The organism is Cupriavidus sp. 01T418 (genome assembly GCF_056398885.1).
The window spans coordinates 110,530-136,795 of the sequence record NZ_JBFTQG010000003.1 but is presented as its reverse complement, the minus strand read 5'-3'; the positions used below and the strand labels follow the sequence as shown (position 1 = coordinate 136,795).

Annotated in this window: 29 protein-coding genes; 13 read left to right on the top strand and 16 right to left on the bottom strand. The window is 67.0% G+C overall.

Annotated elements, in window-relative coordinates; genetic code table 11:
- Window positions 1-65: 65 nt before the first annotated feature.
- On the bottom strand, window positions 66-1,058 hold the full coding sequence (locus tag AC1DQ3_RS04840) for a M48 family metallopeptidase (RefSeq protein WP_477119042.1): 993 nt from the start codon (window positions 1,056-1,058) through the stop codon (window positions 66-68).
- Window positions 1,059-1,205: 147 nt separating this feature from the next.
- On the opposite strand from AC1DQ3_RS04840, the gene AC1DQ3_RS04835 reads away from it, so the two are divergent.
- Window positions 1,206-2,462, top strand: a complete 1,257-nt coding sequence (locus tag AC1DQ3_RS04835) for a muropeptide transporter (protein WP_477119041.1) — start codon at window positions 1,206-1,208, stop codon at window positions 2,460-2,462.
- Between the two features lie 17 nt (window positions 2,463-2,479).
- Here AC1DQ3_RS04835 and AC1DQ3_RS04830 read toward each other — a convergent pair whose 3' ends face one another.
- The 7 genes from AC1DQ3_RS04830 to argB all read right to left on the bottom strand — a co-directional run bounded on the left by AC1DQ3_RS04830 (window position 2,480) and on the right by argB (window position 9,203).
- A complete protein-coding gene (locus AC1DQ3_RS04830) occupies window positions 2,480-3,310 on the bottom strand; it encodes an acyl-CoA thioesterase (RefSeq protein WP_477119040.1) in 831 nt (276 codons plus the stop codon).
- A gap of 98 nt (window positions 3,311-3,408) precedes the next feature.
- Window positions 3,409-4,251, bottom strand: coding sequence for a DMT family transporter (locus tag AC1DQ3_RS04825; RefSeq protein ID WP_477119255.1), 843 nt, complete (start codon window positions 4,249-4,251; stop codon window positions 3,409-3,411).
- Between the two features lie 228 nt (window positions 4,252-4,479).
- Complete coding sequence (metW, locus tag AC1DQ3_RS04820; RefSeq protein ID WP_477119039.1) at window positions 4,480-5,091, bottom strand: methionine biosynthesis protein MetW; 612 nt, start codon at window positions 5,089-5,091, stop codon at window positions 4,480-4,482.
- Complete coding sequence (gene metX, locus AC1DQ3_RS04815) at window positions 5,088-6,260, bottom strand: homoserine O-succinyltransferase MetX (protein WP_477119038.1); 1,173 nt, start codon at window positions 6,258-6,260, stop codon at window positions 5,088-5,090. The genes metW and metX overlap by 4 nt, the downstream gene beginning before the upstream one ends.
- Window positions 6,261-6,603: 343 nt before the next feature.
- The gene (slmA, locus tag AC1DQ3_RS04810; protein ID WP_477119254.1) at window positions 6,604-7,260 is read right to left on the bottom strand and encodes a nucleoid occlusion factor SlmA; all 657 of its coding nucleotides are present in this window, start codon (window positions 7,258-7,260) and stop codon (window positions 6,604-6,606) included.
- Window positions 7,260-8,216, bottom strand: a complete 957-nt coding sequence (locus AC1DQ3_RS04805) for an HAD-IA family hydrolase (protein ID WP_477119037.1) — start codon at window positions 8,214-8,216, stop codon at window positions 7,260-7,262. Before AC1DQ3_RS04805 ends, slmA begins: the two co-directional genes overlap by 1 nt.
- A gap of 69 nt (window positions 8,217-8,285) precedes the next feature.
- Entirely contained in the window at window positions 8,286-9,203 is a 918-nt protein-coding gene (gene argB, locus AC1DQ3_RS04800) for an acetylglutamate kinase (RefSeq protein WP_477119036.1), read from the bottom strand.
- A 269-nt stretch (window positions 9,204-9,472) separates the two neighbouring features.
- Here argB and AC1DQ3_RS04795 point away from each other — a divergent pair, with 269 nt between their 5' ends.
- Genes AC1DQ3_RS04795 through AC1DQ3_RS04785 form a run of 3 tightly spaced genes read left to right on the top strand, consistent with a single transcriptional unit; the run spans window position 9,473 to window position 10,527 of the window.
- A complete protein-coding gene (locus AC1DQ3_RS04795) occupies window positions 9,473-10,048 on the top strand; it encodes a sigma-70 family RNA polymerase sigma factor (protein ID WP_477119035.1) in 576 nt (191 codons plus the stop codon).
- 24 nt (window positions 10,049-10,072) lie between these two features.
- On the top strand, window positions 10,073-10,303 hold the full coding sequence (locus tag AC1DQ3_RS04790; protein ID WP_477119034.1) for a zf-HC2 domain-containing protein: 231 nt from the start codon (window positions 10,073-10,075) through the stop codon (window positions 10,301-10,303).
- The gene (locus AC1DQ3_RS04785) at window positions 10,300-10,527 is read left to right on the top strand and encodes a cysteine-rich CWC family protein (RefSeq protein ID WP_477119033.1); all 228 of its coding nucleotides are present in this window, start codon (window positions 10,300-10,302) and stop codon (window positions 10,525-10,527) included. Before AC1DQ3_RS04790 ends, AC1DQ3_RS04785 begins: the two co-directional genes overlap by 4 nt.
- Here AC1DQ3_RS04785 and AC1DQ3_RS04780 read toward each other — a convergent pair whose 3' ends face one another.
- On the bottom strand, window positions 10,528-11,046 hold the full coding sequence (locus tag AC1DQ3_RS04780; RefSeq protein WP_477119032.1) for a DMT family transporter: 519 nt from the start codon (window positions 11,044-11,046) through the stop codon (window positions 10,528-10,530).
- A 95-nt stretch (window positions 11,047-11,141) separates the two neighbouring features.
- Here AC1DQ3_RS04780 and AC1DQ3_RS04775 point away from each other — a divergent pair, with 95 nt between their 5' ends.
- Complete coding sequence (locus AC1DQ3_RS04775; RefSeq protein ID WP_477119031.1) at window positions 11,142-12,077, top strand: LysR family transcriptional regulator; 936 nt, start codon at window positions 11,142-11,144, stop codon at window positions 12,075-12,077.
- Window positions 12,078-12,100: 23 nt separating this feature from the next.
- On the opposite strand, the gene AC1DQ3_RS04770 is transcribed toward AC1DQ3_RS04775, so the two are convergent.
- On the bottom strand, window positions 12,101-12,580 hold the full coding sequence (locus AC1DQ3_RS04770) for a copper chaperone PCu(A)C (RefSeq protein ID WP_477119030.1): 480 nt from the start codon (window positions 12,578-12,580) through the stop codon (window positions 12,101-12,103).
- Window positions 12,581-12,761: 181 nt separating this feature from the next.
- Between AC1DQ3_RS04770 and AC1DQ3_RS04765 the strand changes: the two genes are divergently transcribed.
- Together AC1DQ3_RS04765 and AC1DQ3_RS04760 are read left to right on the top strand one after the other, a co-directional pair.
- A complete protein-coding gene (locus AC1DQ3_RS04765; RefSeq protein WP_477119029.1) occupies window positions 12,762-14,159 on the top strand; it encodes an ATP-binding protein in 1,398 nt (465 codons plus the stop codon).
- Window positions 14,156-14,755 carry a response regulator transcription factor gene (locus tag AC1DQ3_RS04760; RefSeq protein ID WP_477119028.1) on the top strand — a complete coding sequence of 200 codons (600 nt, stop codon included), beginning with the start codon at window positions 14,156-14,158 and terminating at the stop codon, window positions 14,753-14,755. The genes AC1DQ3_RS04765 and AC1DQ3_RS04760 overlap by 4 nt, the downstream gene beginning before the upstream one ends.
- A gap of 38 nt (window positions 14,756-14,793) precedes the next feature.
- Here the strand turns inward: AC1DQ3_RS04760 and AC1DQ3_RS04755 are convergent, their stop codons facing one another.
- Together AC1DQ3_RS04755 and AC1DQ3_RS04750 are read right to left on the bottom strand one after the other, a co-directional pair.
- A complete protein-coding gene (locus tag AC1DQ3_RS04755; RefSeq protein WP_477119027.1) occupies window positions 14,794-15,090 on the bottom strand; it encodes a hypothetical protein in 297 nt (98 codons plus the stop codon).
- 198 nt (window positions 15,091-15,288) lie between these two features.
- On the bottom strand, window positions 15,289-15,870 hold the full coding sequence (locus AC1DQ3_RS04750) for a V-type ATP synthase subunit E family protein (protein WP_477119026.1): 582 nt from the start codon (window positions 15,868-15,870) through the stop codon (window positions 15,289-15,291).
- Between the two features lie 257 nt (window positions 15,871-16,127).
- On the opposite strand from AC1DQ3_RS04750, the gene AC1DQ3_RS04745 reads away from it, so the two are divergent.
- On the top strand, window positions 16,128-16,679 hold the full coding sequence (locus tag AC1DQ3_RS04745; RefSeq protein WP_477119025.1) for a YcnI family copper-binding membrane protein: 552 nt from the start codon (window positions 16,128-16,130) through the stop codon (window positions 16,677-16,679).
- A 67-nt stretch (window positions 16,680-16,746) separates the two neighbouring features.
- Here AC1DQ3_RS04745 and hslU read toward each other — a convergent pair whose 3' ends face one another.
- The 4 genes from hslU to AC1DQ3_RS04725 all read right to left on the bottom strand — a co-directional run bounded on the left by hslU (window position 16,747) and on the right by AC1DQ3_RS04725 (window position 21,182).
- Window positions 16,747-18,078 (bottom strand): ATP-dependent protease ATPase subunit HslU, encoded by a 1,332-nt coding sequence (gene hslU, locus AC1DQ3_RS04740; RefSeq protein WP_477119024.1) that lies wholly within the window; start codon window positions 18,076-18,078, stop codon window positions 16,747-16,749.
- Between the two features lie 89 nt (window positions 18,079-18,167).
- The gene (gene hslV, locus AC1DQ3_RS04735; RefSeq protein WP_477119023.1) at window positions 18,168-18,704 is read right to left on the bottom strand and encodes an ATP-dependent protease subunit HslV; all 537 of its coding nucleotides are present in this window, start codon (window positions 18,702-18,704) and stop codon (window positions 18,168-18,170) included.
- Between the two features lie 299 nt (window positions 18,705-19,003).
- On the bottom strand, window positions 19,004-19,990 hold the full coding sequence (locus tag AC1DQ3_RS04730) for a tripartite tricarboxylate transporter substrate-binding protein (RefSeq protein WP_477119022.1): 987 nt from the start codon (window positions 19,988-19,990) through the stop codon (window positions 19,004-19,006).
- A 292-nt stretch (window positions 19,991-20,282) separates the two neighbouring features.
- Window positions 20,283-21,182, bottom strand: a complete 900-nt coding sequence (locus AC1DQ3_RS04725; protein ID WP_477119021.1) for an alpha/beta fold hydrolase — start codon at window positions 21,180-21,182, stop codon at window positions 20,283-20,285.
- Between the two features lie 273 nt (window positions 21,183-21,455).
- On the opposite strand from AC1DQ3_RS04725, the gene AC1DQ3_RS04720 reads away from it, so the two are divergent.
- The 5 genes from AC1DQ3_RS04720 to AC1DQ3_RS04700 all read left to right on the top strand — a co-directional run bounded on the left by AC1DQ3_RS04720 (window position 21,456) and on the right by AC1DQ3_RS04700 (window position 26,141).
- Window positions 21,456-21,932 (top strand): Fur family transcriptional regulator, encoded by a 477-nt coding sequence (locus AC1DQ3_RS04720; protein ID WP_477119253.1) that lies wholly within the window; start codon window positions 21,456-21,458, stop codon window positions 21,930-21,932.
- Window positions 21,933-22,037: 105 nt separating this feature from the next.
- The gene (locus AC1DQ3_RS04715) at window positions 22,038-23,126 is read left to right on the top strand and encodes a CobW family GTP-binding protein (RefSeq protein ID WP_477119020.1); all 1,089 of its coding nucleotides are present in this window, start codon (window positions 22,038-22,040) and stop codon (window positions 23,124-23,126) included.
- 590 nt (window positions 23,127-23,716) lie between these two features.
- The gene (dksA, locus tag AC1DQ3_RS04710) at window positions 23,717-24,136 is read left to right on the top strand and encodes an RNA polymerase-binding protein DksA (protein WP_477119019.1); all 420 of its coding nucleotides are present in this window, start codon (window positions 23,717-23,719) and stop codon (window positions 24,134-24,136) included.
- A gap of 237 nt (window positions 24,137-24,373) precedes the next feature.
- A complete protein-coding gene (gene zigA / locus AC1DQ3_RS04705; protein WP_477119018.1) occupies window positions 24,374-25,678 on the top strand; it encodes a zinc metallochaperone GTPase ZigA in 1,305 nt (434 codons plus the stop codon).
- Window positions 25,668-26,141 carry a hypothetical protein gene (locus AC1DQ3_RS04700; RefSeq protein WP_477119017.1) on the top strand — a complete coding sequence of 158 codons (474 nt, stop codon included), beginning with the start codon at window positions 25,668-25,670 and terminating at the stop codon, window positions 26,139-26,141. The genes zigA and AC1DQ3_RS04700 overlap by 11 nt, the downstream gene beginning before the upstream one ends.
- Window positions 26,142-26,266 lie beyond the last annotated feature (125 nt).

Sequence of the window (26,266 nt, the reverse complement as noted above, 5' to 3'; positions counted from 1 at the left end):
GTGGCTCTTTTCGTTCCTGGGGCTTCCTGGCTTGCGCAGCGCCTCGACTTGGAAGTCCGGCGTACCTACTGTTTCAGCGGTTTTTGCCGGTCGTCGTCGCCGCTATCCACCGGCGCGTTGCTCAGATTGGCCATATTGGCGCGATAGGGCGGCAGCTTGGCTACGGAGGAGTCGATGGCCCGCGCGTAGAGCGGCAGCACCTCGGGCAGGTGCTTCTCGAGTTCGGCGATGCGGGTGCGGCCCGAGGGATGGGTGGAGAGGAATTCCGAGCCCGACTGCGCGGTGGTTTGCGACACCGCGCCCATTTTCTGCCACAGCGATACGGCCGCTCGCGGGTCATAGCCGGCGCGCGCCGCGATATCCATGCCGACCAGGTCGGCCTCGGTCTCGTCCGAGCGCGAGAACCGCAGCGTGAGCAACTGCGCGCCGGTGCCAACTGCCATATTGCCCAGGTTGCCGAAGCCGAACAGCTGCGAGATCACGTTGGCGCCGAGGTTGGTGATTTCGGACTTGGCAGCCCGCTCGCGCGCATGCTCCTGCAGCGCGTGGGCGATCTCGTGCCCCATCACCATGGCGACTTCGTCGTCGGTCAGCTTGAGCTGGTCGAGCAGGCCGGAGTAGAAGGCAATCTTGCCGCCCGGCATGCAAAAGGCATTGACCTGCCTGGAATTGATCAGGTTGACTTCCCACTTCCATTGCTTCGCGCGTTCGTTCCAGCGCCCGGTCTGCGGCAGGATGCGCTTGGCGATGGCGCGCAGGCGCTGCAACTGCGGATTACTGTCGCCGGCCAGCGTCTTCTTGGCCTGCGCTTCTTCCTTGAGTTGCTCGTACTCCTGCGAGGCCTGCTGCTCGATCACCTCGACCGGCACGATCTGGCGGATGGATGCTCCGCCGCGCTGCACGTGGATGCCATCGTCCGCGTCCTGTGGCGGAGCCTGGCCCTGGGCCTGGGCCGCTCCCGTGCCAAGCGCACTGGCGGCCAGCGCCAGCGCGGCCAGTTGCCGTGACAACGCAAGCCCTGCCCGCTGGCGGTACTGACAACGCTGACGATCGGACATGGCGATTCCTTGAATGCGGTCTTCGGCAAGCAGGGTGATGAAGGACTGGGGAGCCCCGGACAGCGGCCAGGACATCGCCCGGGGCCGACGCTGGCGGTAATGCAATAATACACGGCGCCTTGCCCAGCCTGATTGCCATCCTGATTCATGACCTTCCAAGACTATCTCGACATTTTCCGCAATCGCCGCATTGGCGCCATGCTCGCGCTGGGCTTCGCTTCCGGGCTGCCGCTGGCGCTCACCTCCGGCACCTTGCAGGCCTGGATGACGGTGGAGGGGCTGGACATCAAGACCATCGGCTTTTTCTCGCTGGTGGGCCAGGCCTATATCTTCAAGTTCCTGTGGGCACCGTTGATGGACCGCTACACGCCGCCGCTGCTGGGACGGCGCCGCGGCTGGCTGCTGGTGACCCAGCTGGGCCTGGTGCTGGGCATCGCGGGCATGGCCTTCTGCCCGCCGCACGAGGCGCTGTGGACGCTGGCTGCGCTGGCCACGCTGGTGGCCTTCCTGTCGGCCTCCCAGGACATCGTGTTCGACGCCTACAGCACCGACGTGCTGCGCGCGCCCGAGCGCGGCGTTGGGGCGGCGGTCAAGGTGCTGGGCTACCGGCTGGCGATGCTGGTCTCGGGCGGGCTGGCGCTGTGGCTGGCCGACCGCGTGATGGGCTGGCAGCAGATGTACATCCTGATGGCGGGCCTGATGGGCATCGGCATCTTCAGCCTGCTGTGGGCGCCCGAGGCGGAATCGCCGGCCCGCACGCCGCGCTCCATGGAAGAAGCGATCCTGGGGCCGCTGCGCGACTTCTTCTCGCGCCCCGGCGCCTGGTGGCTGCTGCTGCTGATCGTGCTCTACAAGCTGGGCGATGCATTTGCCGGCAGCCTTTCCACCACGTTCCTGATCCGCGGCGTGGGCTTCTCGGCCGGCGAAGTCGGCCTGGTCAACAAGACGCTGGGGCTGGCCGCCACCATCGTGGGCGCGCTGTTCGGCGGCACGCTGATGATACGCCTGGGGCTGTACCGCTCGCTGATGCTGTTCGGCATCCTGCAGGCGGTGTCCAATCTGGGCTACTGGATCCTGGCGGTAACGCCGCCACACCTGTGGACCATGGGCGCCACCATCGCGGTGGAGAACCTCTGCGGCGGCATGGGCACGGCGGCCTTCGTGGCGCTGCTGATGACCCTGTGCAACCGCTCGTTCTCGGCCACCCAGTACGCGCTGCTGTCGGCGCTGGCCTCGGTCGGGCGCGTCTATGTGGGCCCCAGTTCGGGCTACCTGGTGGAAGCCTTCGGCTGGCCGGCGTTCTACCTCAGCACCGTGGTGGTGGCGCTGCCGGGCGTGGCGCTGCTATGGGCAATGCGCCACACCGTGCACCACTACGAGGCCCGGGCCCGCGCAGCGGCCTGAAGCCGGGGAGCGCGCGCTTACTGCTTGTAGTAGACGATCTGGTGCGAGGTCGCCAGCAGCTCGCCCCGCGGGCTCCAGATCTGCGCGCTCTGGTCGAAGAAGCCCTGGCGGAACACCTGGGCCTGGGCGCTGCCCAGCACATGGCTGTCGCCCAGCGCGGCCAGCGTGGGCGCGTCGGCATGGAAATAGGTCGTCAGCGACACCGTGCCAGCCGGCACGAAGCCGGCGCGCTTGAGGAAGATACGCGGGTAGAAGGTGTCGCACCATGCCGCCATCGCGGCAAAGTCCGGGGTACGCGCCGGCGCGTCGCGCAGCCAGAACTGCGTCAGGCTGTCCGGGTTCTCGGTGCCGGGCTCGGCGCTTGGCCTGGCCCCGCGCACCGGCCGCAATTCATAGGCATCCAGCCAGCGCACCGGGGCAAAGCCCGGCATCGTTTCTACCGTGTCGGCCGGCGGCACCTGCGGGAACACCGCCTCGCCGCAATTCCACGTCTCGCGGCGCACCGCGAAGAAAGCCGTGGCGGTGGTCGCCACTTCGTCGCCCTGGCGCAGTTCGATGGACCAGTGCTGGGTGTTGCGGTTGGTACGCACCGGCCGCGCCTCGATCACGAACGGCCCTTCGGCGATCGGCCCGGCAAAGTTGACGGTCAGCGCGGATGGATCGCCCAGCCGCTCGGGATGTTGCAGCACGGCCTGCAGCAGCGTGGCCGCCGTGATGCCGCCGAAGGGGCCGATCATGTTCCAGTAGACGGGCGTGGTACGGCCGTGGAAAAGGTTGCCGCCCGCCGGCTCCAGCGCGATCGCGTGGTCGAAGGAATGGACGGACTGGCTGTCTGGCGTGGCTATCATGTCGGGGATCAAAAAAAAGTACGATCGTTCGATAATACGCCAAACGATCGCCATGCGCTGGCGCCGTCAATCGAAATCCCCTCCAATCCGGTGCCGCTTCAGCCCTGCGCCCGCCGGAATGGATTCCAGCCCAGCTGGTTGCCGACCACCGCCAGCAGGATCAGCGCCATGCCCGCCAGTTGCAGCGGCGTGAGCACCACCCCGAACACCAGCACGTCGATCACGATGGCCACCAGCGGGTAGACGAACGACAGCGTGGCGATCGACAGCACATTGAGACGCTGGAAGGCGCCGTACAGCAACGTGTACATCACTCCGGTATGCACCAGGCCGAGCGCCAGCAGCGCCCCCCAAGTACGCCCGCCGAAGGTCTCCACCGCCGGATGCGCCAGCGGGAATAGCAGGATCACCCCGATCACCATCTGCAAACCCGCGATCTGCCCGGCCGGGATGCCCTTGAGGCGGCGCGTGGCCATGGTGGTGACGGCGTACAGCAGTGCCGCCAACATCGCCAGCCCAATCCCCAGCAGCATGCCGCCACTGGCGCCGCCATGCTCCAGCCCGGTAATCAGCACTACCCCGCCAAAGGCCAGCAACAGCCAGGCAAGCCGTCCGGGGGCAATTGTCTCGCGCTGGAACACAGCCGACAGCAACAGCAGGAAGAAGGGCTGGGTGTGATAGACGACCGTGGACACCGAGATGCCGCTGTATGAATACGCGGAAAACAGCGCCAGCCAGTTGCAGATCAGCGTGACGCCGCCGAGCGCCAGCCAACCCCAGTCGCTGCCGCGCATGGGTTGCCAGCCACGGCGCAACGCCAGCGTGCCCAGCAGCGCGGCGCCGCCAAAGATGCAGCGGAAAAACACAACGTCGAGCGGCGACTGTCCGCTGGTCACGACGAACCAGCCGATGGTGCCCGACAGGGTCATGGCGGCCACCATGCGCCACGCGCCCCCGCCCAGGGCGGGTTCCGTGGCCGGGGGCGCCGATGCGGCGGCGGGTGTTGCGGCGGCGGCGCCGGGTCGATCGATGTTCATGCGAGTCTCCTGCGTACTTTGCTCATGGGCGCTATGGGTCCATCATGCATACGGCGCCTTCGGCGAACGCTGGAAGCTGCGGCACAAGGAAGACTGGCGGGCGGCTAAACGCCCTCGCCGTGCCCTGCCCGGTCAGGTGGAACAGACGCGATACACCGCCAGGCTGCCCCGCCAGTTCAGGCCCCAGTTGACGATCACGCCCTCGTGCATCACCACGCGGTCGAGGATGCGCAGCCCGACCTTGGACGCCAGCGTTTCAAAGTCGCTGATTGTCAGCACGCGCACGTTCGGCGTGTTGTACCACTGGTAAGGCAGCGCCTCCGACACCGGCATGCGCCCGCGGAACACCGACAACCGGTGCGGCCAGTAGCCGAAGTTGGGGAAAGACACGATGCATTCGCGTCCCACCCGCAGCGTCTCGCGCAAGACCTGCGCGGTGTTGTGGATGGTCTGCAGCGTCTGCGACAGGATCACCGTATCGAAGCTCTTGTCCTCGAACAGCGCCAGGCCGCCTTCCAGGTTCTGCTGGATCACGTGCACGCCCTTCTGCGCGCACGCCAGCACGCCGTCGTCCTGGATCTCGATGCCGTAGGCCTGCACGTCGAGTTCGTCCTGCAGCACGCGCAGCAGGCTGCCGTCGCCGCAGCCCAGGTCAAGGACGGTGGAGCTGGGCTCGATCCAGCGCGCAATGGCGCGGAAATCGGGGCGCAGCGCGAGGATATTGGGGTTGGCCGCAGCATTCATGCGCCTATCTCCTCGGCGATGCGTTCGTAGTAGGCGCGCATCAGGTTGTGATAGCGCGGGTCGTCGAGCAGGAAGGCGTCGTGGCCGTGGGGCGCGTCGATCTCCGCGTAGCTGACCGGGCGCTTGTTGTCGAGCAGGGCCTTGACCAGTTCGCGGCTGCGGTTCGGCGCAAAGCGCCAGTCGGTGCTGAAGCTGGCCACCAGGAAGCTGGCCTGCGTGTGCGACACCGCGCGCGTGAGATCGCCGCCGAAGGCCAGCGCCGGATCGAAGTAGTCGAGCGCGCGCGTGATCAGCAGGTAGGTGTTGGCATCGAAGTACTCGGCGAACTTGTCGCCCTGGTAGCGCAGGTAGCTCTCCACCTGGAACTCGACATCGAAGGAGAAACCGATATCGTCGGCCTTGAGCTCGCGGCCGAATTTCTCCGCCATGTCCTCGTCGGACAGGTAGGTGATATGGCCGATCATGCGCGCCACGCGCAGCCCGCGCTTGGGCTTGACGCCATGCGCGTAGTAGTTGCCGCCGTGGAAGTCCGGATCCGACAGGATGGCGCTGCGCGCCACCTCGTTGAAGGCGATGTTCTGCGCCGACAGCTTGGGCGTGGAGGCCACCACGATGCAGTGGCGCAGCCGCTCCGGATACATCAGGCTCCAGGCCACCGCCTGCATGCCGCCCAGGCTGCCGCCCATCACCGCGGCAAACTGGCTGATGCCGAACCTGTCCGCCACGCGCGCCTGGGCATTGACCCAGTCTTCCACAGTGACCACCGGGAAGGTGGCGCCGTAGGGCTGGCCGGTGGCCGGGTTGGGACTCATCGGCCCGGTCGAGCCGAAGCAGGAGCCGAGGTTATTGACGCCGATGACGAAGAAACGATTGGTATCCAGGGGCTTGCCGGGGCCGACCATATTGTCCCACCAGCCCACCTCGCCCAGGTCATGCGCGTACACGCCGGCCACGTGGTGCGAGGCATTGAGCGCATGGCACACCAGCACCGCGTTGGAGCGGGCGGCGTTGAGCGTGCCGTAGGTCTCGACCATGAGGTCGTAGTCGGCAAGCGAGGTGCCGTTGCGCAGCTTCAACGGCTCGGGGAAATGCATGCACTGCGGCTCGACGATGCCGACCGAGTCGGACGGCACGGCGAGCGCGGCAGGGGGCGGAGCTACGTCTGTCATGGAATAGGCCCGTCGGCAAACGGGCGTAAAAAAACCCGACCGGCATTTGCGTTTGGACGTTGCCTGCACATGACTTCAAGCATGGCATCAACGTTGGCGCTGCCAAATCGGGTTTTGCACGGGTCTTGCGTCCCGCGTGCCGGTACCTTGCGTGGCAAGGGTACCGACCCACCTCTTTAGCCGCATTTATATTGGCTGCCGGTCCCCCCAATCCGATAAGCCAGGGGTTACCATGCCGCCGCGCGCCCGCAAGCCAGTCTTCAAATCGGCGCGACCGGCCCATTATAGAGCAAACCAACGCGGAGGCGGCGCGCCGCCCGGCAGCCGCCGCGCAAGCCTGAGCTTAACCGAGCAGCACGCGCAATTGCGCTTCCGCATTCTCGCTCGGCAACTTGCGGAAGCCGCTCTTGGCATAGCGATGCCAATGCCCCTGCACGGTCGCCATGATCAGCGCCGCGCGTACCGGCACGTCGGCGTCGGGCGGAAAGGCGCCCTGGGTGATGGCCACCTTCAGGCACTGCCGCAGCGAGGCCTCGATGCGGTCGACCACCTGGTTGATGCGTTCCTGCAGCCGGTCGTGCTCTCCCACCAGCGCTTCGCCGGTCAGCACGCGGGTCATGCCGGGATTCTTCTCGGCAAAGGACAGCAGCATGCGCACCACGGCCTGCGCCTGGCGCAGGCCATGTTCTTCCTGGGTGGTGATCTGGTTGATCAGGCCGAAGACTGTTTGCTCGATAAAGCCGATCAGGCCTTCGAACATCTGCGCCTTGCTGGCGAAATGGCGGTACAGCGCCGCCTCCGACACGCTGAGCTTGGCGGCCAGCGCGGCGGTGGTGACCTTTTCCCCGCGCGGCACTTCCAGCATCCCGGCCAGCGTCTGCAGGATCTGCACACGCCTTTCGCCCGGACGCGGGCGTTTGCGTGCCGGCGCCCCGTCCGCGCCTGCGCCCTGCCCGGCCGCGGCCGGAGCCACACCCGATGGGCGCTCGTTACTGTGCATCATGACCCGATTCTCCGCATTCGTCGTTGGAGTTGATGCATGGATTGTACTTTTACGTTCACATAGCCGGGGCGATTTACGATGCGCGCCCGCACGCGCGGCGCCGATGCCGGCGGCGCTTGCGGCGGCGGATCCTGCGTCTCGGCCGCCACCAGGGTCACCGAGTGCTCCTGCGCGGCATGCCCCGCATGCTGCCGGTCCTCGGCGTCCAGCGTGGTGCGCAGCACGGCGTCGCCGCTGACCCCGGCCGCCGCCGCGCTGGCGGGCATCGGCACATCATGCGGACGCGATGGCGCCAGCGTGCGCAGATAGCCCGTGACCCAGGCCGTGCGAATACCCGTGCCCGCGTAGCGCTTGAGATGGGACAGGGTGTCCTCCACCAGCACCGCCCGGTGCGGCGCCACCCGCTCCTGGGCCAGCAGCCGCCGCAGCATGCGGCGGTCCGGCTTGGGCCGCAGGTGCCCATGCACCCACATATCCTCAATGGCGACCACGCGCTCGAAGCAATGCTGGATGCCGGCCACTTCCATGACCGCGCGCGCATATTGCGCCGGCGCATTGGTCACCAGTATCTTGCGCCCCGCCAGGCGGCGCAGGTGGCCGGCCAGGCCGCGCTGCACGCGCACCATCTCCGCCAATTTGGGGAAATCGTGCGCGGCGCGCAAGAAGTCCGCCGGATCCACGCCATGGTGGCGGATCATGCCGAGCAGCGTCGCGCCATAGCGCTGCCAGTACTTCACCCGCAGTTCGCTGGCCGTAGCCGCGTCGCAGCCCAGCACCCGTGCGACATACGCCGTCATCAACTGGTTGATGGCGGGGAAGACCGCGTGCGACGCGTCGTGCAACGTGTTGTCGAGGTCGAACAGCCACACCGTGCGGCCGGAATTGTCGCCCGCGGGGCGGCGTCGGCGCGCACCGCGCAGGCTGCGGCGCGAAGCTGGGGAGGTAGATGGCACGCGGGAAGGAAAGAGGGGGGTGAAGCAGCAGCGCGCGCGGCGCGCGCGCTGCAGGTCGATACATTCTGTCTAGTGCGAACGGATCATGGTACCGAAGGCTTGTTCGGTCAGGATTTCGAGCAGCAGCGAGTGTTCGATGCGGCCGTCGATGATGTGCACCGAATTGACGCCGCTCTTGGCCGCGTCCAGGGCCGACGAGATCTTGGGCAGCATGCCGCCGGAGATGGTGCCGTCGGCGAACAGTTCCTCGATCTCGCGCGCGGACAGGTCGGTCAGCAGGTTGCCTGCCTTGTCCATCACGCCCGGGATGTTGGTCATCATGACCAGCTTCTCGGCCTTGAGGATCTCGGCCATCTTGCCCGCTACCACATCGGCGTTGATGTTGTAGGCCTGGCCGTCGTCGGAGAAGCCGATCGGCGAGATCACCGGGATGAAGGCGTCGTCCTGCAGCGCCTTGACCACCGCCGGGTTGATCGCTTCGATGTCGCCCACATAGCCGATATCGATGAAGGCACCGGGATTCTCGCGGTCCGGCATCTTCAGGCGCCTGGCGCGGATCAGGCCGCCGTCCTTGCCGGTCAGGCCCACGGCCTGGCCGCCGTACTGGTTGATCAGCATGACGATGTCCTGCTGCACTTCGCCGCCCAGCACCCATTCGACCACTTCCATGGTCTCTTCATCGGTCACGCGCATGCCCTGGATAAACGTGCCGACCTTGCCAACCTTCTTCAAGGCTTCGTCGATCTGCGGGCCGCCGCCATGGACCACGACCGGGTTCATGCCGACCAGCTTGAGCAGGATCACGTCGCGCGCGAAGCCGTGCTTGAGCTTGTCCTCGGTCATCGCGTTCCCACCGTACTTGACCACGATGGTCTTGCCGTGAAACTTGCGGATATAGGGGAGCGCCTCGGCAAGGATTTCGGCCTTGAGGGCTGGGGCAATGGCGGCCACCGCGGTAGCGGCAGGCCCAGGGGTGTCGGCGTTCATGGCAAGGGACATCCGTGTGATTCAACAGGTATCATGGCAAATCTGGCCGGCGGTGGGCATCTGGTTCCTGGGATTTCTGATCCCGTCGACCCCGAATTAGCCACCTCCGGCCGCGGCAGGCGCCGATTTTACAAGAAACCGCGCCGCACGCGTGCGGACGGTGGCGCGCAGCGGCTCAAAACCGGTGCATGCGTCCTGCGGCGCACCATGGCGTCCTATCCACGCAACAGTCGGCTGACAGTTACCCACAATCGAACCGTGGCAAGAAAATGAGCCTGCACCCCGACGATCTTGGCGCCCTGCGCCCCCACCTGCTGCGCTTTGCGCGGCTGCAACTACGCGACCAGGCGCTGGCCGAGGATACCGTCTCCGACACCCTGGTGGCCGCGCTGGAGCACCCGGAGCGTTTTAGCGGCCAGTCCGCGCTGAAGACCTACCTGATCGGCATCCTCAAGCACAAGATCATCGACACGCTGCGCAGCGGCCGGCGCGAAGTGCGCCTGACCCTAGGTGGCGACGACGACGGCGAGGCCCAGTCGGATATCGATGCGTTCGACGCCCTGTTCGCCAAGAATGGCCACTACCATACGCCGCCCTCCGACTGGGGCAACCCGGACCGTACACTGGAGCGGCGCGAATTTTTCGAGATACTGCAGCTTTGCGTGGACAAGCTGCCGGCCAAGATCGGCCGGATTTTCATGATGCGCGAATGGCTGGAACTGGAAACCGAAGAAATCTGTCAGGAACTGGAGATCACGACGACCAATGCATGGGTCATGCTGTACCGGGCCCGCATGCGCTTGCGCGAGTGCCTGGAACTGAACTGGTTCGGGCAAAAAGCATGACCACCGGTCCGCTCCAAGGAAGCCATGTCCGATAAGACGCCACCCCGCCGATCCCTGCTGCCGAACTGCCGCGAGATCCACCACCTGACCATGGAAGGCATGGACCGTCCGCTCAGCTGGAGCGAACGCTTGCGCATGCGCGGCCACATGGCCATTTGCGACGCGTGCACCAATTTTTCGGCCCAGATGCGGCTGATGCGTGCCGCCATGACCCGGTTTGGCCAGGACGACGAGCCGCCCCGGGACAAGGCGTGAGCGATCCGGCCACGGTGCTGACGGGACAATTGCGCCCGGTCGAGCATTGCAGCGCCTGCGGCGCCGGCTTTGTCTGCGGCTATGCGGCCGGCCTGCCGGCATGCTGGTGCGCCAGCCAGCCGCTGTTGCCCGCGCGGCGCATCGTGCCGGGCCAGCATTGCCTGTGCCCGGCGTGCCTGGCCCGCCGCCGCGAGGAGCCCGGCGGCCAGCAAGGCCAGGCCTGATCAGTTCGCCGCCCGCGCCGGCACGGTGCCAGGCGCGACGGCCCCGGTGCACTGCATCACCACCACCCCCAGCACCACCAGCACGGCGCCAGCCAGCCGGCCCGGCGCCACCGCCCGCACCGGGAAGCCGGCCAGGCCGAAATGGTCCAGCAGCAAGGCCCCCACCATCTGCCCCGCCGCCACCGCTGCGATAAAGCCGCCGGCGCCCAGGCGCGGGGCCAGCACCAGCGCCGTCGAGAGATAGAACACGCCCGCCACGCCGCCCGCCCACATCCAGGCCGGGCCGCGCGCCGCCAGCGCCAGCGCCGGCAACGGCACCTTGAGCAGCAACAGCAACGGCAGCACCACCGCCAGGCTGATCAGCAGCGAGGCCACGGCCGCCCACAGCGGATGGCCCAGGCTGCGCCCCAGCATGGCGTTGGCGCCCGCCTGGAAGGGAATCACCGCCCCGCAAGCCATGGCCACCAGAACGGGAATGAGACCGGCAAGCGTGGGCGAAAAGTTACTGATTCCTGGCATTGGGGCGTCTCCACGCGAACAAATCTGATGCCCCCAGTGTGAAATATTGTGCCGCGAATTTCCAATTCTCGTTTCATAGCGTTAATATGCGCCGCATGAATGATCTACGCGGTATCGACCTGAACCTGCTGGTGGTGCTGGAAGCCCTGCTGGCCGAACGACATATTTCGCGCGCGGCGTTGCGGCTGCACCTGAGCCAGCCCGCCGTCAGCCATGCGCTGGGCCGCTTGCGCCAGTTGCTGGACGACCCGCTGCTGGTGCGCGGCCAGGGTGGCCTGGTGCCCAGCGCGCGCGCCCACGAACTGGCCGGCCCGCTGGCCGAGGCGCTGGCGCAGGTGCGCATCCTGCTGGGGCCGTCCGGCTTCCAGCCCGCCACGGCGCGCCGCAGCTTCCGCCTTGCCATGTCCGACTACGGCGCCATGGCGCTGCTGCCTGGCCTGCTGCGCGCGGTGCGCAAGATCGCGCCGGGGATCGACCTCGTGGTCAGCCAGGCCAGCCGCGAAGCGATGACCGCCAAAGTGGCCGACGGCGAGATCGACATGGCGCTGGGCGTGTTCGCGCAAACCCCGGAAGGCGTGCGCAGCACCGAGCTGTTCGAAGAGACCTATGCCTGCATGGTGGATGCGGCCACGGTGCGCGGCCTGGGCAAGCTGGACCAGGTTGCCTACCTGGCCCGCTCGCATGTGCTGGTGGCAGCGCACAGCGAGCGCGTGGATGCCATCGATGCCGCCGTGGCCAAGATCGGCGGGCGGCGCAAGATTGCCTGCGTGCTGCCCCACTGGAGCGTGGCACCGGCGCTGATTGCCGGCACCAACCTGGTCCTGACCACGGCGCGCCGCAGCCTGCCCGCGTTCGAGGAGGATCCACGCTTCGCGGTGTTCGATCCGCCGTTCCCACTGCCTGGCTTTATCTTCAGCCTGATCTGGCATGACCGCACGGACGCCGATCCCGGCCAGAGCTGGCTGCGTGAGCGGGTCCTGGCGGTGGCCGCGGGCGACGAGCCCGACGAGGCGATCAGCCTGCGCAGCTAGGCAGCCGGGCTGCCCGTCGCGCTTCAGTGCTTGTGGTCGCCTTGCGAGCCGGCCGCCGGCGCCGGCGCGCCGAGGTCGCGCACTTCGGCGTCGACCTTCTGCGCGATGACCTTGCCGCCCTGCTCGATCTTGAGCGTCAGCGGCACGGTATCGCCCTTCTTCAGCGGCGCCTTGAGCCCCATCAGCATCACGTGATAGCCGCCCGGCTTGAGCTCGACATCCCGCATGCCCGGCAGGTCGAGCGCGCCGACGGCGCGCATGCGCATCACGTTGCCATCCATCTTCATCTCGTGGACCTCGGCCACGGCGGCCACCGGCGTGCTCACGCCAACCAGCTTGGCGGGCTCGTGGGCATGCAGGGTCATGAAGACGCCGGTGGAGGTCTGCGCCGGCACCGTGCCGCGCGCCCAGGCGTTGCTGACATCGACCTGGGCGATGGCTGCGCTCGAGCACAGCGCGGCGAGCACGGCGGCGGGCACCGCGGCGAGGAATCTGGCTTGCATCGGGATCATCTCCACTGAACTTTTCAAAAGAAGCATTAAACCATGTCGGCCATGGCGGTGCGAGCCGGGCGGCACAAGCCCGGCAGCTAACCGGCCAGTCTGGCAGCGCCCGCGCCGCCGACCAATGCGGCACGGTGTCGCACGCGGCGGGCCCGGCCCCCGTCGTTGTTAAACTCGCGGCATGGATACCACCGCAGCCGTGCCGCCAGACACCTCCCGCCTCGGCCCCGCCCCGGGCATCGCCCCGGTGCGACACAACCTGATGAGCCTGCGCCGCCTGTTCTGGCTGCGCTGGGCGCTGATGGGCGGCCAGTCGGTGCTGCTGGTGTCGTGCGAATCCATGGCAGGTGTGATCCTGCCGTACAGCCCCCTGCTGGCGATCCTCTCCCTGCAGGCGGTGTTCAACCTGCTGACGGGCCTGCGCCTGCGCATGCATGCGGGAAACGGCACCATGCCCAGCGACGCCGAGCTGATGGGCCAGCTGCTGGTGGACCTGACGGCGCTGTCGGCCAACCTGTTCTTCACCGGTGGTGCGACCAATCCCTTTGTGTCGTTCTACCTGCCGGGCCTGGCGATCGCCGCCGCCATCCTGCCGTGGCGCAACGTGATCGCGCTCTCGGTCTACGCCATGGCCTGCTACAGCCTGATGCTGATCGAGTACGTGCCGCTGAACCTGCGCAACCCGGACAATGCGGTCAACTACCACCTGGCCGGCATGTGGCTCAACTTCGTCGCCAGCGCGACCATGATCGCGGTGTTCGTGGCGCGGCTGTCCGGCGTGCTGCGCCAGCGCGATGCCGAACTCAACCTGGCGCGCGAGCAGTTGCTGCGGGACGCGCGTGTCGAGGCGCTGAACGACCAGGCCGCCGCGGTCGCCCACGAAATCGGCACGCCGTTGGCCACGCTGGCGGTCATCGCCGGCGAGCTGCGCGCCGATGCCGCCGACCCGCGCCAGGGGACCACGCCAGTGTCCGCCTACCTGCCGGACCTGCAGACCATGGAGCAGCAGCTCGAGCTGTGCAAGTCGATCCTGGCCCACCTGCGCGACGACCACGAGACCGCGGCGCCGCAGCGCATCGATGGGTGGCTGGATGGCTATGTCGAGCGCTGGCAGCTGCGCCACCCGCATGCCCGCCTGGAGGCCAATGCCATCGGCGAGGCGGCCGCGCTGCCGGTCGAGGCCGCGCGCGTCGGGCAGATCCTGACCATCCTGCTGGACAACGCCGCGCGCAGCCAGCTGGCTGCGGGGCACGAACGGATTCCGCTGCGCCTGGCCATTTCGCTGGAAAGCAGCGGCGCGCTGCCGACGCTGACGTTCCGCGTGACCGACCGCGGCCTCGGCATCCCGCCTTCGCAGCGCGCCCGGCTTGGCGAAGCCCCGGTGGCCAGCCTGCATGGCGGCCAAGGCATCGGCGTGTACCTGGCGCAAAGCGCCGCCCGGCAGATGGGCGGACGGCTGGCCTGGCACGACCACCACGACGGCGGGACCGTGGCCGAACTGCGCCTGCCCGCTGCTTCCCCGGCAACCTCCCCGGCTGCTCCTCCGTTTGCCTCACCCCTGACAACGAATCCGCGATGACCGACGCCTCCACCCATCCCGCCGCCGACGGCGCCCCCTTCCTGGTCGTCGACGACGATGCCGTGTTCGCCGGGGCGCTGGCGCGCGCGCTGACGCGCCGCGGCTATGCGGTGCGGATCGCGCACAACCGCCAGCAGGCGCTGGCGCTGGCCGCGCAAACGCCGTTTGCCTACATCACCCTGGACCTGCACCTGAGCGCGGCGCCGGAAGCGGGCAGCACCGTGCCGGCCGAGTCCGGCCTGCAACTGGTCGCCCCGCTGCGAGCCGCCCTGCCGGATGCGCGCATCCTGGTGCTGACGGGCTATGCCAGCATTGCCACCGCGGTGGCTGCCGTCAAGCACGGTGCGGATGAGTATCTGGCCAAGCCGGCCAATGTGGATTCGATCCTGACGGCGCTGATGGCCGGGGTATGGGAAGACGCGGCCGAAGCCGCCATGGAAGAGCCGGTGCCATTATCGGTGGCGCGGCTGGAGTGGGAGCATATCCAGCGCGTGCTGGCCGAGCACGACGGCAATATCTCGGCCACCGCGCGCGCGCTCAACATGCACCGGCGCACGCTGCAGCGCAAATTGGGGAAGCGGCCGGTGTCCCGCTAATGCCCTGCCAATGCGCCGCTAATGGCCGCCGCCCGCGCTCAGAGGCGCAACTGCACGTAGTCCCAGTCCAGATCGTCTTCCCGGCCCGAGGCCTGCTCGGCCACGCAGAGGGCATCGCTGGCATGGCGATCGGCACGAGAGCCCAGGACGCCGGCCTGTACCGCCAGTTCCACCGCGGCTTGCGGCGTTGCACGGGGGCGCACGGACGGATTGCGCACCGCGGGCCCGCCCTCCTGGCGCAACGCGGGTGCCGCCTCCGGGCGTGCGCACAGGAACACGGTTGCCGCGGCGAGGCCGCACAGCACGCCGAACGAGGACAGTAGCTCGCGTTTCATTTCGGTTCTCCTGCCTGGTTGGTTTGTGGATGGATGGATGCGAAGCGGCCGGCTGCGATCATTGGATCGAGCCGGCCGCCACTTTGGCATTGCATCGCTGTGCGCGCCAGTGCGCTTACGAATGCTTACCTGCCTTACTTTTGTCTTTTTATCTTTACTTTTTTTAAGCGAAACGGTTACTGCGCTGACTTCGATGACTTATTTGGCGTACCTGGCCTTCACGTTGGCATCGCACTTGGCCTTGGCATCGCCGGACATGGCATCGCACTTCTCCTTGTCGGCCTTGTAGGCAGCATCCATGCTGTCCTTCCTGGCATCGGCGCGCGCTTCGGCCACGTCGGTGCTGGTGCCGGTGGCGGCAGTCTTCTCGACCTTGGCGGCACCCAGCGCTTGCACATGGGCCGCCTTGGCTTCCTTCACGCACACGTCCTTGTCATTGTCCTTGAGGTCGTCGCATTTTTCCTTGGCCACGCTGTAATCGGCGTCGGCCTTGACCTTGTCCGCCTTGGCGCGCGCCTTGGCGGTGCCGTCCCGGGTCGCCTCGGCGTTTGCCTTGGCCACGTCCTGGTCGCGCCTGGCTTCCTTCACGCAAACGTCCTTGGCGTTGTCCTTGAGGCTGTCGCACTGGGCGCGGGCGGCCTTGTAGTTGGCGTTGGCGGTCTTCACGGCCGCGTCGTAATCCGCCTTGGAACCTGCCGGCTGGGCATGCGCCAGCGTAAAGGCCGCTGGGCCGGCGAACATCATCGAACACACTGCTGCGCTCAGCCATTTCTTCATCATGTCGTGCTCCTTTTTCAGTAGCGGAATATTGTGGAGGGCGGTCTCGCTGCCAGGCTCCTGCCTGGTGCGATCCACCGTTGCCCGCTCCGTACGTACAGAGTACGCATGGGCCCTTCCCGCAATCAGGCGTCACGCTCCGATAGCCCCGTAAGACAATTCCGACAAGATTTTTCCGGGCCACGAGCCCTGCGGCCCTCCGCCGCAGGGCCAACGGGCGCCATCGGCGCTAGACTGACGCGCTTCCCTGGAGAATCGACATGACCCCATCCCGCCGGCTGCCCGCAGTGACCATCACGCTGGCCTCGCTCGGCGCAAGCTGGGCGCCGGCGGCGCTCGCGCACATCGTGTTCGAGCAGAAGACCGCGACGGCCGGCAGCTATTTCAAGGGCGCGCTGATGGTTGGCCACGGCTGCAACGGCAGCGCCACGCGCGCCATTACCGTGACCATCCCGGAAGGCGTGCAAGGCGCCCATCCGCAGCCCAAGGCAGGCTGGCAACTGGAAGTGAAACGCGCTGCGCTGGCCAGGCCCTACACCTCGCATGGCAAGACCGTGAGCGAGGACGTGCGTACGCTGCGCTGGTTCGCCGGCACGCTGGCCGACGCGCATTTCGATGAGTTCGTGATGCTGATGAAGCTGCCCGCGCAGGCCGGAAAGCTGTATTTCCCGGTGGTGCAGGAGTGCGAGGACGGCCGCACCGAGTGGACGCAAATCCCCGCCGATGGCCAGAGCCTGCGTGAGCTGAAGACGCCTGCGGCGGAACTGGAGCTGACCGCGCCGATGCCGGCGGGGCACGTACACGCGCATTGAACGGGCGCAGACGGCAGGAAGGGCGCCCTGGCGCCCTTCCTGATACCGATACCGCGACGGCTATCGCCTACAGCACGTAGCGCGACAGGTCTTCGTTGCCGGCGAGATCGGCCAGGCGTTGGTCCACGTAGGCCGCGTCGATGGTGACCGTCTCGCCCGAGGACTTGATGGCGTGGAAGGACAGGTCCTCCAGCAGCCGCTCCATGACCGTGTACAAGCGGCGCGCGCCGATGTTCTCGACCTTCTCGTTGACCGAGAAAGCGATCTCGGCCAGCCGGCGGATGCCGTCGGGCGCGAACACCAGCTCGACCTGCTCGGTGCTCAGCAACGCCTGGTACTGCTTGGTCAGGCTGGCATCGGTCTGGGTCAGGATGGCCTCGAAGTCGGAGACCGACAGCGATTCCAGCTCGACCCGGATCGGGAAGCGGCCCTGCAGCTCGGGGATCAGGTCGCTGGGCTTGGACAGGTGAAACGCCCCCGAGGCAATGAACAGGATGTGGTCGGTCTTGATCATGCCGTATTTGGTGTTGACCGTGGTGCCCTCGACCAGCGGCAGCAGATCGCGCTGCACGCCCTGGCGCGACACTTCGCCGCCGCCCAGTTCGCTGCGGCTGGCGATCTTGTCGATCTCGTCCAGGAACACGATGCCGTTCTGCTCGACGTTGGCCACGGCCTTGTGCTTGACCTCCTCGTCATTGAGCAGCTTGGCGGCTTCCTCGTCGATCAGCAGCTTGAAGGCTTCGTGCACCTTCATCTTGCGGCGCGCCTTCTTGCCCTGGCCGAGGCCGGCAAACATGGTGCGGATCTGCTCGGTCATGTCTTCCATGCCCGGGGGGCCCATGATGTCCATGTTGGACGAACCTGCGGCGACCTCGAGTTCGATCTCCTTGTCGTCGAGCTGGCCTTCACGCAGCTTCTTGCGAAACACCTGGCGGGTGTTGGAGTCCTTTTCCTCGGGCTGGTTGAAGCCGATATCGCGCGGCGGCGGCAGCAGCACGTCGAGCAGGCGATCCTCGGCGGCTTCCTCGGCCTTGGTGCGCACCTTCTTCATTTCCGCTTCACGAGCCTGCTTGACCGCCATCTCGGCCAGGTCGCGCACGATGGTGTCGACGTCGCGGCCGACATAGCCCACCTCGGTGAACTTGGTGGCTTCGATCTTGATGAACGGCGCATCGGCCAGCTTGGCCAGGCGGCGCGCGATTTCGGTCTTGCCGACGCCGGTCGGTCCGATCATCAGGATGTTCTTGGGCGTGATTTCCTGGCGCAGGGGCTCTTCCACCTGCTGCCGGCGCCAGCGGTTGCGCAGCGCGACCGCTACCGCCTTCTTGGCCTTGTCCTGGCCGATGATGTGCTTGTCGAGTTCGGAAACGATTTCCGACGGGGTCATGGTATGCGACATGGTATCCGTTCAGTGGAAGTCGGGCCGGAGCGCGGCGGCTCCCAGTCCCAGGCGGCCGCGCGTCAAGCGACTACGCGGCCGTCCGACGCTCATTCCAGCGTCTCGATGACGAAATTGGTGTTGGTGTAGATGCAGAGTTCGCCGGCAATGCCCAGCGACTTCTCCACGATCTCCTTGGGCGACAGCTCGGTGTTCTCCACCAGTGCCCTGGCCGCCGACTGCGCATAGGCGCCACCCGAGCCGATCGCGGCCACGCCGCCTTCGGGATCGAGCACGTCGCCGTTGCCGGTGATCACCAGGGTGGTGTCGCGGTCGGCCGTGATCAGCATGGCTTCGAGCCGGCGCAGCGCGCGGTCCGAGCGCCAGTCCTTGGCAAGGTCGACGGCAGCGCGGGTCAGGTTGCCCTGGTACTTCTCCAGCTTGGCCTCGAAGCGGTCGAGCAGCGAGAAGGCGTCCGCGGTGCTGCCGGCAAACCCGACCAGTACCTTGCCGTTGTAGATGCGCCGCACCTTGCGCGCGGTGCCCTTCATCACAATATTGCCAAGAGTGACCTGGCCATCACCGCCGATTGCAACCTGGTTGCCGCGCCGGACGCTGACGATGGTAGTGCCGTGATACTGTTCCATGATGGCTTCGCAAGAATATGTCAGGGAGGAAGGTGGCGGCGGGTGCGGCCGAATTCAAGGGCCGCCGCGCGATGCCGTCCTGGCGTGCTTTGCCGGACCGTGGGCAACCAGTTCAATATAGACGAGACGGCCACCGCACGTGCGGCAGCAGGGTTGCAGGGGCCGAAAAGCAAAAAGGCCACGCGTCGCGCGTGGCCTCCCGTGGCCGACGAGGCGGGATCCGCCTTGTCGGCCCCCCCAGCCCTGAGGGCAGAGGGAGTAACTGCCGCTGTCAATCCATCCGGCTTTGGCCCGTTCCGTCAGTCGGCATAAACGCCGGCCTTCTTGATCACCGGGGTCCACTTGCCGATTTCCCCCGCCAGGAAGGTCCTCAGCGATTCCGGCGTAGCGCGCTGGGCAGGCACCGCCTCGGCACCCAGCTCGGCCATCTTGGCGCGGAAGGTGGGGTCCGTCACGGCCTTTTGCAGCGCAGCGGAGAGCTTGTCCACCACCGGCTTGGGCGTGCCCTTGGGCGCGTACATGGCGTGCCAGATCTTCACTTCGACGCCCGGCAGGCCTTGCTCGACCGCGGTCGGAATGTCCTTGAACGCTTCCACGCGGCGGCTCTGCATCGCAGCATAAGGCTTGAGCGAGCCTGCCTTGAGCTGGCCGGCGATATTGGTGGTCTGGTCGCACATCAGGTTGACCTGGCCGCCCAGGACATCGGTCAGCGCCGGCGCCGTGCCCTTGTAGGGCACCGTGGTCAGCTCGGTCTGGATCGCGCTCTGGAACAGCAGGCCGCACAGGTGCGAGGCCGAGCCGATGCCGGCGTTGGCCAGCGACAGCTTGGCGGCATTGGCCTTGATGTACGGCACCAGGTCCCTGAAGGTGGCCGGCGGCAGGTTCTTGTTGCCGACCATCACCATCGGCACGTCGGCGATCTCGCCCACGGTCTCGAAGTCCTTGAGCGGATCGAAGCCGAGGTTGCGGTACAGCGCCGGCGCGGTCGACATGCCGATATGGTGGATCAGGACGGTGTAGCCATCGCCCTTGGACTGGGCGACCTTCTTGGCGCCGATGGTGCCACCGGCGCCGCCCAGGTTCTCGATCACCATCGTGGTACCCAGGTGCTTGGACATGATCATGACCAGTTCGCGCGATACCTTGTCGGTAGGGCCGCCCGCGGCGAACGGCACCACCACCGATACCGGCTTGCTGCCCGGGAATTCCTGTGCCTGCGCGCCCGCGTGCATCCCCATTACGCCGACCGTCACTGCGGCAGCCACAATTTGTGCAACTCGTTTCATGCTTTCTCCTGGATACCCTTCTGTTCCCGTCCCGGCACTGCCCCGGCCGGAGCGGCGCGCCCTGTCGGGCGCCGCCGCCCCTGCGCCACCGGCCCGATCCGGGCGGCGGCGCCGACCATGACGCGAGCGCAGCGCATACGGCCGCCGCGGCTTGGGCCGCGCGGCCGGAGCGCAATGCTAACAATGCCGAAAAGTGACAAATATCCGGAATAACCCGCTAAGACATTTCTTCGTTAAAAATGTATCGAACAAATTCTACACAGCGAACTTGCCGCAACCGGCGAGAAGGGGCTCAACAGAAGAAGGCCAGCATTTCCTCCTGCAGCACCTCGGGCGCTTCCTCCGGAATGTAGTGCCCGCACGGGACCGCGCGGCCGCTGACGTCGCTCGCCACCTCCTGCCACAGGGACATCGGCTCGAAACAGCGCGCCACCACGCCGTGCTCGCCCCACAGCACACGCAGCGGGCAATCGACGCGCCGGCCATCCGCGAGGTCGGCGCGGTCGTGGTCCAGGTCGATGGTGGCTGCCGCGCGGTAGTCCTCGCACATGGCGTGCACGTGGGCCGGATCACGCATGGCGGCGGTGTAGGCCGCCATCGCGTCGGGCACGAAGGGACTCAGGCCGGCGTGGCGCAGGCCCATCAGCTTGTTGAGGTAGAACTCGGGCTCCGCATTGATCAGCGTCTCGGGAAACGGCGCCGGCTGGATCAGGAAGAACCAGTGCCAATAGGCGGCGGCAAATGCCATGCTGGTGCGTTCGTACATGGCCAGCGTGGGGGCAATGTCGAGCAGCATGGCACGCGTGACCCGGCCAGGGTGGTCCACGCACAAGCGGTGCGCCACGCGGGCGCCGCGGTCGTGGGCGCAGAGCGCGAAAGACGTAAAGCCCAGGCGCGCCATCACCTCCACCTGGTCCTGGGCCATCGCACGCTTGCTGTAGTTCTCGTGGCCGGTGTTGCCCGGCGGCGCGCTGCTGCTGCCATAGCCGCGCAGGTCGGTGGCGATGACGGTGAAGCGGTCGGCCAGGGCCGTCGCCACCTTGTGCCAGATCAGATGGCTCTGCGGATGCCCGTGCAGCAACAGCAGGGGCGGCCCCGAGCCGCCGCGCACCCCGGCGATGCCGACCTCGCCAAGCTGCATGCGGAAAGGCTCGAAATTGGGAAACAGCAGGGCGCTGGCATCGTTCTGCATTTGGGGTCTCCTCGCAATGTCCGGACATAGGGCCGGTGCGCGGCGCCCGTGCCTGCCCGCGCGCCTCCCGTGCCGCCTGCTGGCGATGATAGACGCAAACAGAGGCAACGCAGGCGGGCGGCGGCGCGCTCGCCGGCAAAGGCGTAAAGTGGCACCGAGCGGCGCCGGGTGGCATGGAATTGACGCAACTGAATTGCATCACCCGGGGCGCTATGGTTAAATCCGCTCATGAGCAGCAGCCCCTCCCCCACCCAGGACATGCCTTCCATCGCCATGACACACGCGCCCGGCACCCTGGACGCCGCCCACGAGCGCCTGCGCGAGCTGGGCGCCCGAGTGACCCAGCCGCGCCTTGGCATCCTGGCCTGTCTGATGGAAAGCCATGAACCGCTGACCCACCAGGCCGTGATCGACCGCATGCCGGCCGATGGCGAGGCGATCGACCGCGTGACCGTCTACCGCGTGCTCGACTGGCTGGTCGAGCACGGCCTGGCCCAGAAGCGGGCCGGCCCCGACCGCGTATTCCGCTTCAGCCTGGTCGAGCACGAGGCGGCCCGCGCGCAAGCCCACCGGCAGCACAGCCACTTCCATTGCAACCGTTGCGACCGCACCTTCTGCCTGGACGGCGTCAGCGCGCCGGCGCAGGCCGCGCCCAAGGTGCCGAGCGGCTTTGCCGTGGAACATGTAGAGCTCACCGTCACCGGAATTTGCGCCGAATGCGGCGCACGCACGCATGGCCAGCACGGTTGAGCGGCAGGACCGCTCGCCCGCCCCGCACAAGAACGAACAAGTTACCCAGACCAGACTTACCCCGCACGCGACAGGCCAAGCGGCATCCCTTCCCGGAGAACGACAATGTCCAAACTGACCCCGGTCACGATCCTGACCGGCTTCCTTGGCAGCGGCAAGACCACCCTGCTCAAGCGCATCCTGAACGAGCAGCACGGCATGAAGATCGCCGTGATCGAGAACGAGTTCGGCGAAGAAAACATCGACAGCGAGATCCTGGTGCAGGATGGCCGCGAGCAGATCGTGCAGATGAGCAACGGCTGCATCTGCTGCACCATCCGCGGCGACCTGGTGGCGGCGCTGTCCCAGCTGATGACCCGGCGCGACGCCGGCGAGATCGATTTCGACCGGGTGGTGATCGAGACCACCGGCGTGGCCAATCCCGGCCCGGTGGCCCAGACCTTCTTCATGGACGATGAGATCGCCCAGCGCTACCTGCTGGACGCGGTGATCACCCTGGTGGACGCCAAGCACGCCAACCAGCAACTCGACAAGCAGGAAGAGGCCCAGCGCCAGGTTGGCTTTGCCGACGCGATTTTCATCACCAAGGCCGAGCTGGTGGCGCAAGACGACATCGCCGACCTGCGCCACCGCCTGTTGCACATGAACCCGCGCGCGCCCGTGCGCACGGCACATTTCGGCGAAGCCCCGATCGACACGATTTTCGACCTGCGCGGCTTCAACCTGAACGAAAAGCTGGAAATCGACCCGGATTTCCTGCGCGCCGAGGCCGAAGAACACGATCACGATCACGGCCACGGACATGACCACGCCCACGGCGAGCATTGCGCCGACGACTGCGGCCATGACCACCACGACCACGGGCATAAGCACGACCACCACCACCATCGCCACCACACCGACCGCATCGGTTCCTTTGTCTTCCGCAGCGAAAAACCCTTCAACTACACCAAGCTGGAGGAGTTCCTGTCCGGCATCCTGTCGGTCTACGGGGAAAAACTGCTGCGCTACAAGGGCGTGCTTTATATGGATGCGGTGGACCGCAAAGTGGTGTTCCAGGGCGTGCACCAGCTGATGGGCAGCGATATCGGCGCCAAATGGGGAGAGGAACTCCCCGGCACCAAGATGGTCTTCATCGGCGTGGACCTGCCCAAGGACGCCATCCTGAAGGGCCTGGCCACCTGCCTGGCCTGAGCCCGCCAGGCGCCCGCCGCCCGCCCGGCCATGCCCTCCCACGGGAGGGTGGGCTGGGATATCAGGGAAAACTCCCCGCTTTTCTCCCATATCTCCAAATTTTTTGTTCAAGTACAATAGTCTGGATTTAGTGCGGGTAACGTAGCCTTTTGCCTTCAGTCTTTAGTCTTCTGGCCATGGGACCCGCAATGCAGGGCGGCGGTCGTCGTCAGCATGAGGCGGGCTGCCGGCAGGTGCGGTCGCAGTGCTTTATGCGGAGACCGCCCTCCGCTTGGGGCACCCGTCACGCGCCGTCATCGATCGACGCGAGAGAGAGGTGTCCCATGGTAGCCGCAACGAAACCGAAAGAAAGCCGCAGCAAAGGCAATAGCGCTGCGGCCGAGACGCTGAAGGCGCAGTCCATGGAGGCTGCGCCTGCTCCCCGCGGCAGTACGGCGCACGCCGGTGCGGGCGAGGCCAAGGGAGGCACGCAAAGCAGCAAGACTGCAGCCAGCCAGAGCGAAACGTCCGCGCCGCGCAAGCGGCCGGACACTGCACCCGAGCGGACCAAGACGCCGCCGGTCGCACCAACAAGAGAATCAGCAGCAACCATGAGCAGCAATAAACTTCTGTCTGAAGCTGAAATCCTGAAGATGGGCGACAAGGATTACATGAACGAGGCGCAGCTCGCCTTCTTCAAACATCGCCTTGAGCAGCTGCGCGACGATATCCTGAAGAACGCCGATCAGACCACCGAGCATCTGCGCGAAACCGTCATCGTGCCGGATCCGGCCGACCGCGCCACCATCGAGGAAGAGCACGCGCTGGAACTGCGCACGCGCGACCGCGAGCGCAAGCTGCTCAAGAAGGTGGAGCAATCGCTGGCCCGCATCGAATCCGGCGACTACGGCTGGTGCGAGGAAACCGGCGAGCCGATCGGCGTGCCGCGCCTGCTGGCGCGCCCCACCGCCACGCTCTCGCTGGAAGCCCAGCAGCGCCGCGAACTGCGCCAGAAGCTGTTCGGCGACTGATTCCGGGTCTGCCCCATTGCAAAACGGCCCGGTTCTCCGGGCCGTTTTGCTTGGGCGCCACGTCCCCTCGCGGCCTTTCGCCTTTGTGGTGTCGCAGCCACGGGCCTATCATTAGGAGCGGCAGGATCCTCGCGGCCGACGCCGCCCCGAATTCCGTGCTTTTCCGTCCCCTTTCTGATACAGTCGCAACTTTGTTGCAATAACGCGTGCCGCCCTGCCCCGGCGCGCCTCGATGCCATGGCCGATCGCCTGCCCGTCACCGTGCTGTCCGGATTCCTCGGTGCCGGCAAGACCACCCTGCTCAATCATGTACTGGCCAACCGCGAAGGCAAGCGGGTGGCTGTGATCGTCAACGACCTGGCCGACGTCAATATCGATGCCCGGCTGCTTGGCGACGGCATGCTGGCGCAGGCCGGCGAGCGCCTGATCGAGCTGACCAATGGCTGCATCTGCTGCACCCTGCGCGAGGACCTGCTGACCGAGATCGGCAAGCTGGCGCGCGAGGGCCGCTTCGATTACCTGCTGGTCGAATCGACCGGCGTGGCCGAGCCGCTGCCCATCGCCGAAACCTTCACCTTCGAGGACGAGCACGGTGTGACGCTGGACAGCATCGCCCGCCTCGACACCATGGTGACGGTGGTCGACGCCGCGCACTTCCTGCAGGATTTCAACGAAGCCGACTTTCTCCAGGACCGTGGCCAGGCCCGCGACGAGGACGACGACCGCACGGTGGTCGACCTGCTGATCGAGCAGGTGGAGTTCTGCGACGTGATCGTGCTCAACAAGCTCGACCTCGTCAGCGAGAGCGAGCGCGCGCGCCTGGCCGGCATCCTGCATTCGCTCAACCCGCGCGCCGCCATCGTGCCGGCCAGCTTCGGCAAGGTGCCGCTGGACAGCATTCTGGACACCGGCCGCTTCGACTTCGACGCCGCCGCCGCCGCACCGGGCTGGCTGGCCGAACTGCGCGGCGAGCACGTGCCGGAGAGCGAGGCCTACGGCATCGGCAGCTTTGTCTACCGCCGCCGCCGCCCCTTCCATCCGCAGCGCTTTGCCGACCTGATCCACACCGAGTGGTTGCGCGAGCATGGCAACGTGCTGCGCTCCAAGGGTTTCTTCTGGCTGGCCACGCGCATGCACGCGGCCGGCACCTGGGGCCAGGCCGGCGGCGTGTGCCGCCATGGCGGCGCGGGCGCCTGGTGGGCCGCGCTGGACCCGGCCGAATGGCCGGACGACGAAGCGGCCCGCGCCGAGCTGGACGCCGACATGACGGTGGACGGCAAGCCCGCCCCCTATGGCGACCGCCGCCAGGAACTGGTGCTGATCGGCCAGGATCTCGACCGCCCCGCGCTCGAAGCGCTGCTCGATGCCTGCCTGCTGACCGATGCGGAAATGGCCACCGGCCCCGACGCCTGGGCGCACTACCCCGACCCGTTCCCGAGCTGGGACGACGGCCTGGAGGGCGAGGACGATCACGAGCACGGCGACGACTCCGCTTGCGATGACCACGGGCACGGCCACGACCATGGCGAACATGGGCACTGATGCCCTGACGCTCTGGCAACGCCTGCAGCACCGCAGCACCCGCGGCCTCGGCTTGGGGCGGGTGCTGTGGCTGGTGCTGTGCCTGCTGCTGACCCAGCATGCCGGGATGACCCACCGCGTCCAGCACGGCGGGCTGCTCAGCGCGCTAACGCAGGCGAGCGCCAGTGACGGCGAGCGTGGCGTTGAGGCTGGCGAAGACACCATCACGGTTTCCGGCACCGGCACGATCGGGGTCAGCGAGACGGATCCCGGCCAGCCTCCTGCGCTCAGGCTGGCGGGCCATTCCTGCGTGCTGTTCGATGGCGCCACCGTGGCCGCCTGCCATTGCGGCACGCCGGCCATGCCGGCGCTCACGCACCTGCAATCGCCGGTTCGGTTCAGCGTAGGCTGGCGCCGGCCCTACCTGCAGCATCCCCAGCCCTTCCGCTCGCGCGCTCCCCCGGCCGTTCACGCCTACGCCTGAACTCCGGGCGCCGGCATGCTTGCCGCCGCCCGCCGCCTGACGCATCGCGCCACGCTCCCGAATCGCCCTGCCCGCCGCCGCCCCGCGCATTTCGCGCCGGGCGGCGCGGCTGGCATTCGCTTGCC

What these genes read in the sequence shown, in the direction of transcription:
- dksA (WP_477119019.1), top strand. Translation starts at nt 23,717, where the DNA reads ATGAGCAGCAATAAACTTCTGTCTGAAGCTGAAATCCTGAAGATGGGC.
- AC1DQ3_RS04775 (WP_477119031.1), top strand. Translation starts at nt 11,142, where the DNA reads ATGAATGATCTACGCGGTATCGACCTGAACCTGCTGGTGGTGCTGGAA.
- hslU (WP_477119024.1), bottom strand. Translation starts at nt 18,078, where the DNA reads ATGTCGCATACCATGACCCCGTCGGAAATCGTTTCCGAACTCGACAAG.
- AC1DQ3_RS04745 (WP_477119025.1), top strand. Translation starts at nt 16,128, where the DNA reads ATGACCCCATCCCGCCGGCTGCCCGCAGTGACCATCACGCTGGCCTCG.
- AC1DQ3_RS04765 (WP_477119029.1), top strand. Translation starts at nt 12,762, where the DNA reads ATGGATACCACCGCAGCCGTGCCGCCAGACACCTCCCGCCTCGGCCCC.
- AC1DQ3_RS04700 (WP_477119017.1), top strand. Translation starts at nt 25,668, where the DNA reads ATGGGCACTGATGCCCTGACGCTCTGGCAACGCCTGCAGCACCGCAGC.
- AC1DQ3_RS04755 (WP_477119027.1), bottom strand. Translation starts at nt 15,090, where the DNA reads ATGAAACGCGAGCTACTGTCCTCGTTCGGCGTGCTGTGCGGCCTCGCC.
- AC1DQ3_RS04790 (WP_477119034.1), top strand. Translation starts at nt 10,073, where the DNA reads ATGTCCGATAAGACGCCACCCCGCCGATCCCTGCTGCCGAACTGCCGC.
- AC1DQ3_RS04835 (WP_477119041.1), top strand. Translation starts at nt 1,206, where the DNA reads ATGACCTTCCAAGACTATCTCGACATTTTCCGCAATCGCCGCATTGGC.
- metX (WP_477119038.1), bottom strand. Translation starts at nt 6,260, where the DNA reads ATGACAGACGTAGCTCCGCCCCCTGCCGCGCTCGCCGTGCCGTCCGAC.
- AC1DQ3_RS04730 (WP_477119022.1), bottom strand. Translation starts at nt 19,990, where the DNA reads ATGAAACGAGTTGCACAAATTGTGGCTGCCGCAGTGACGGTCGGCGTA.
- hslV (WP_477119023.1), bottom strand. Translation starts at nt 18,704, where the DNA reads ATGGAACAGTATCACGGCACTACCATCGTCAGCGTCCGGCGCGGCAAC.
- AC1DQ3_RS04760 (WP_477119028.1), top strand. Translation starts at nt 14,156, where the DNA reads ATGACCGACGCCTCCACCCATCCCGCCGCCGACGGCGCCCCCTTCCTG.
- AC1DQ3_RS04840 (WP_477119042.1), bottom strand. Translation starts at nt 1,058, where the DNA reads ATGTCCGATCGTCAGCGTTGTCAGTACCGCCAGCGGGCAGGGCTTGCG.
- AC1DQ3_RS04725 (WP_477119021.1), bottom strand. Translation starts at nt 21,182, where the DNA reads ATGCAGAACGATGCCAGCGCCCTGCTGTTTCCCAATTTCGAGCCTTTC.
- AC1DQ3_RS04780 (WP_477119032.1), bottom strand. Translation starts at nt 11,046, where the DNA reads ATGCCAGGAATCAGTAACTTTTCGCCCACGCTTGCCGGTCTCATTCCC.
- slmA (WP_477119254.1), bottom strand. Translation starts at nt 7,260, where the DNA reads ATGCACAGTAACGAGCGCCCATCGGGTGTGGCTCCGGCCGCGGCCGGG.
- AC1DQ3_RS04715 (WP_477119020.1), top strand. Translation starts at nt 22,038, where the DNA reads ATGTCCAAACTGACCCCGGTCACGATCCTGACCGGCTTCCTTGGCAGC.
- AC1DQ3_RS04750 (WP_477119026.1), bottom strand. Translation starts at nt 15,870, where the DNA reads ATGATGAAGAAATGGCTGAGCGCAGCAGTGTGTTCGATGATGTTCGCC.
- AC1DQ3_RS04795 (WP_477119035.1), top strand. Translation starts at nt 9,473, where the DNA reads ATGAGCCTGCACCCCGACGATCTTGGCGCCCTGCGCCCCCACCTGCTG.
- zigA (WP_477119018.1), top strand. Translation starts at nt 24,374, where the DNA reads ATGGCCGATCGCCTGCCCGTCACCGTGCTGTCCGGATTCCTCGGTGCC.
- AC1DQ3_RS04825 (WP_477119255.1), bottom strand. Translation starts at nt 4,251, where the DNA reads ATGGTGGCCGCCATGACCCTGTCGGGCACCATCGGCTGGTTCGTCGTG.
- AC1DQ3_RS04830 (WP_477119040.1), bottom strand. Translation starts at nt 3,310, where the DNA reads ATGATAGCCACGCCAGACAGCCAGTCCGTCCATTCCTTCGACCACGCG.
- AC1DQ3_RS04720 (WP_477119253.1), top strand. Translation starts at nt 21,456, where the DNA reads ATGACACACGCGCCCGGCACCCTGGACGCCGCCCACGAGCGCCTGCGC.
- metW (WP_477119039.1), bottom strand. Translation starts at nt 5,091, where the DNA reads ATGAATGCTGCGGCCAACCCCAATATCCTCGCGCTGCGCCCCGATTTC.
- argB (WP_477119036.1), bottom strand. Translation starts at nt 9,203, where the DNA reads ATGAACGCCGACACCCCTGGGCCTGCCGCTACCGCGGTGGCCGCCATT.
- AC1DQ3_RS04770 (WP_477119030.1), bottom strand. Translation starts at nt 12,580, where the DNA reads ATGCAAGCCAGATTCCTCGCCGCGGTGCCCGCCGCCGTGCTCGCCGCG.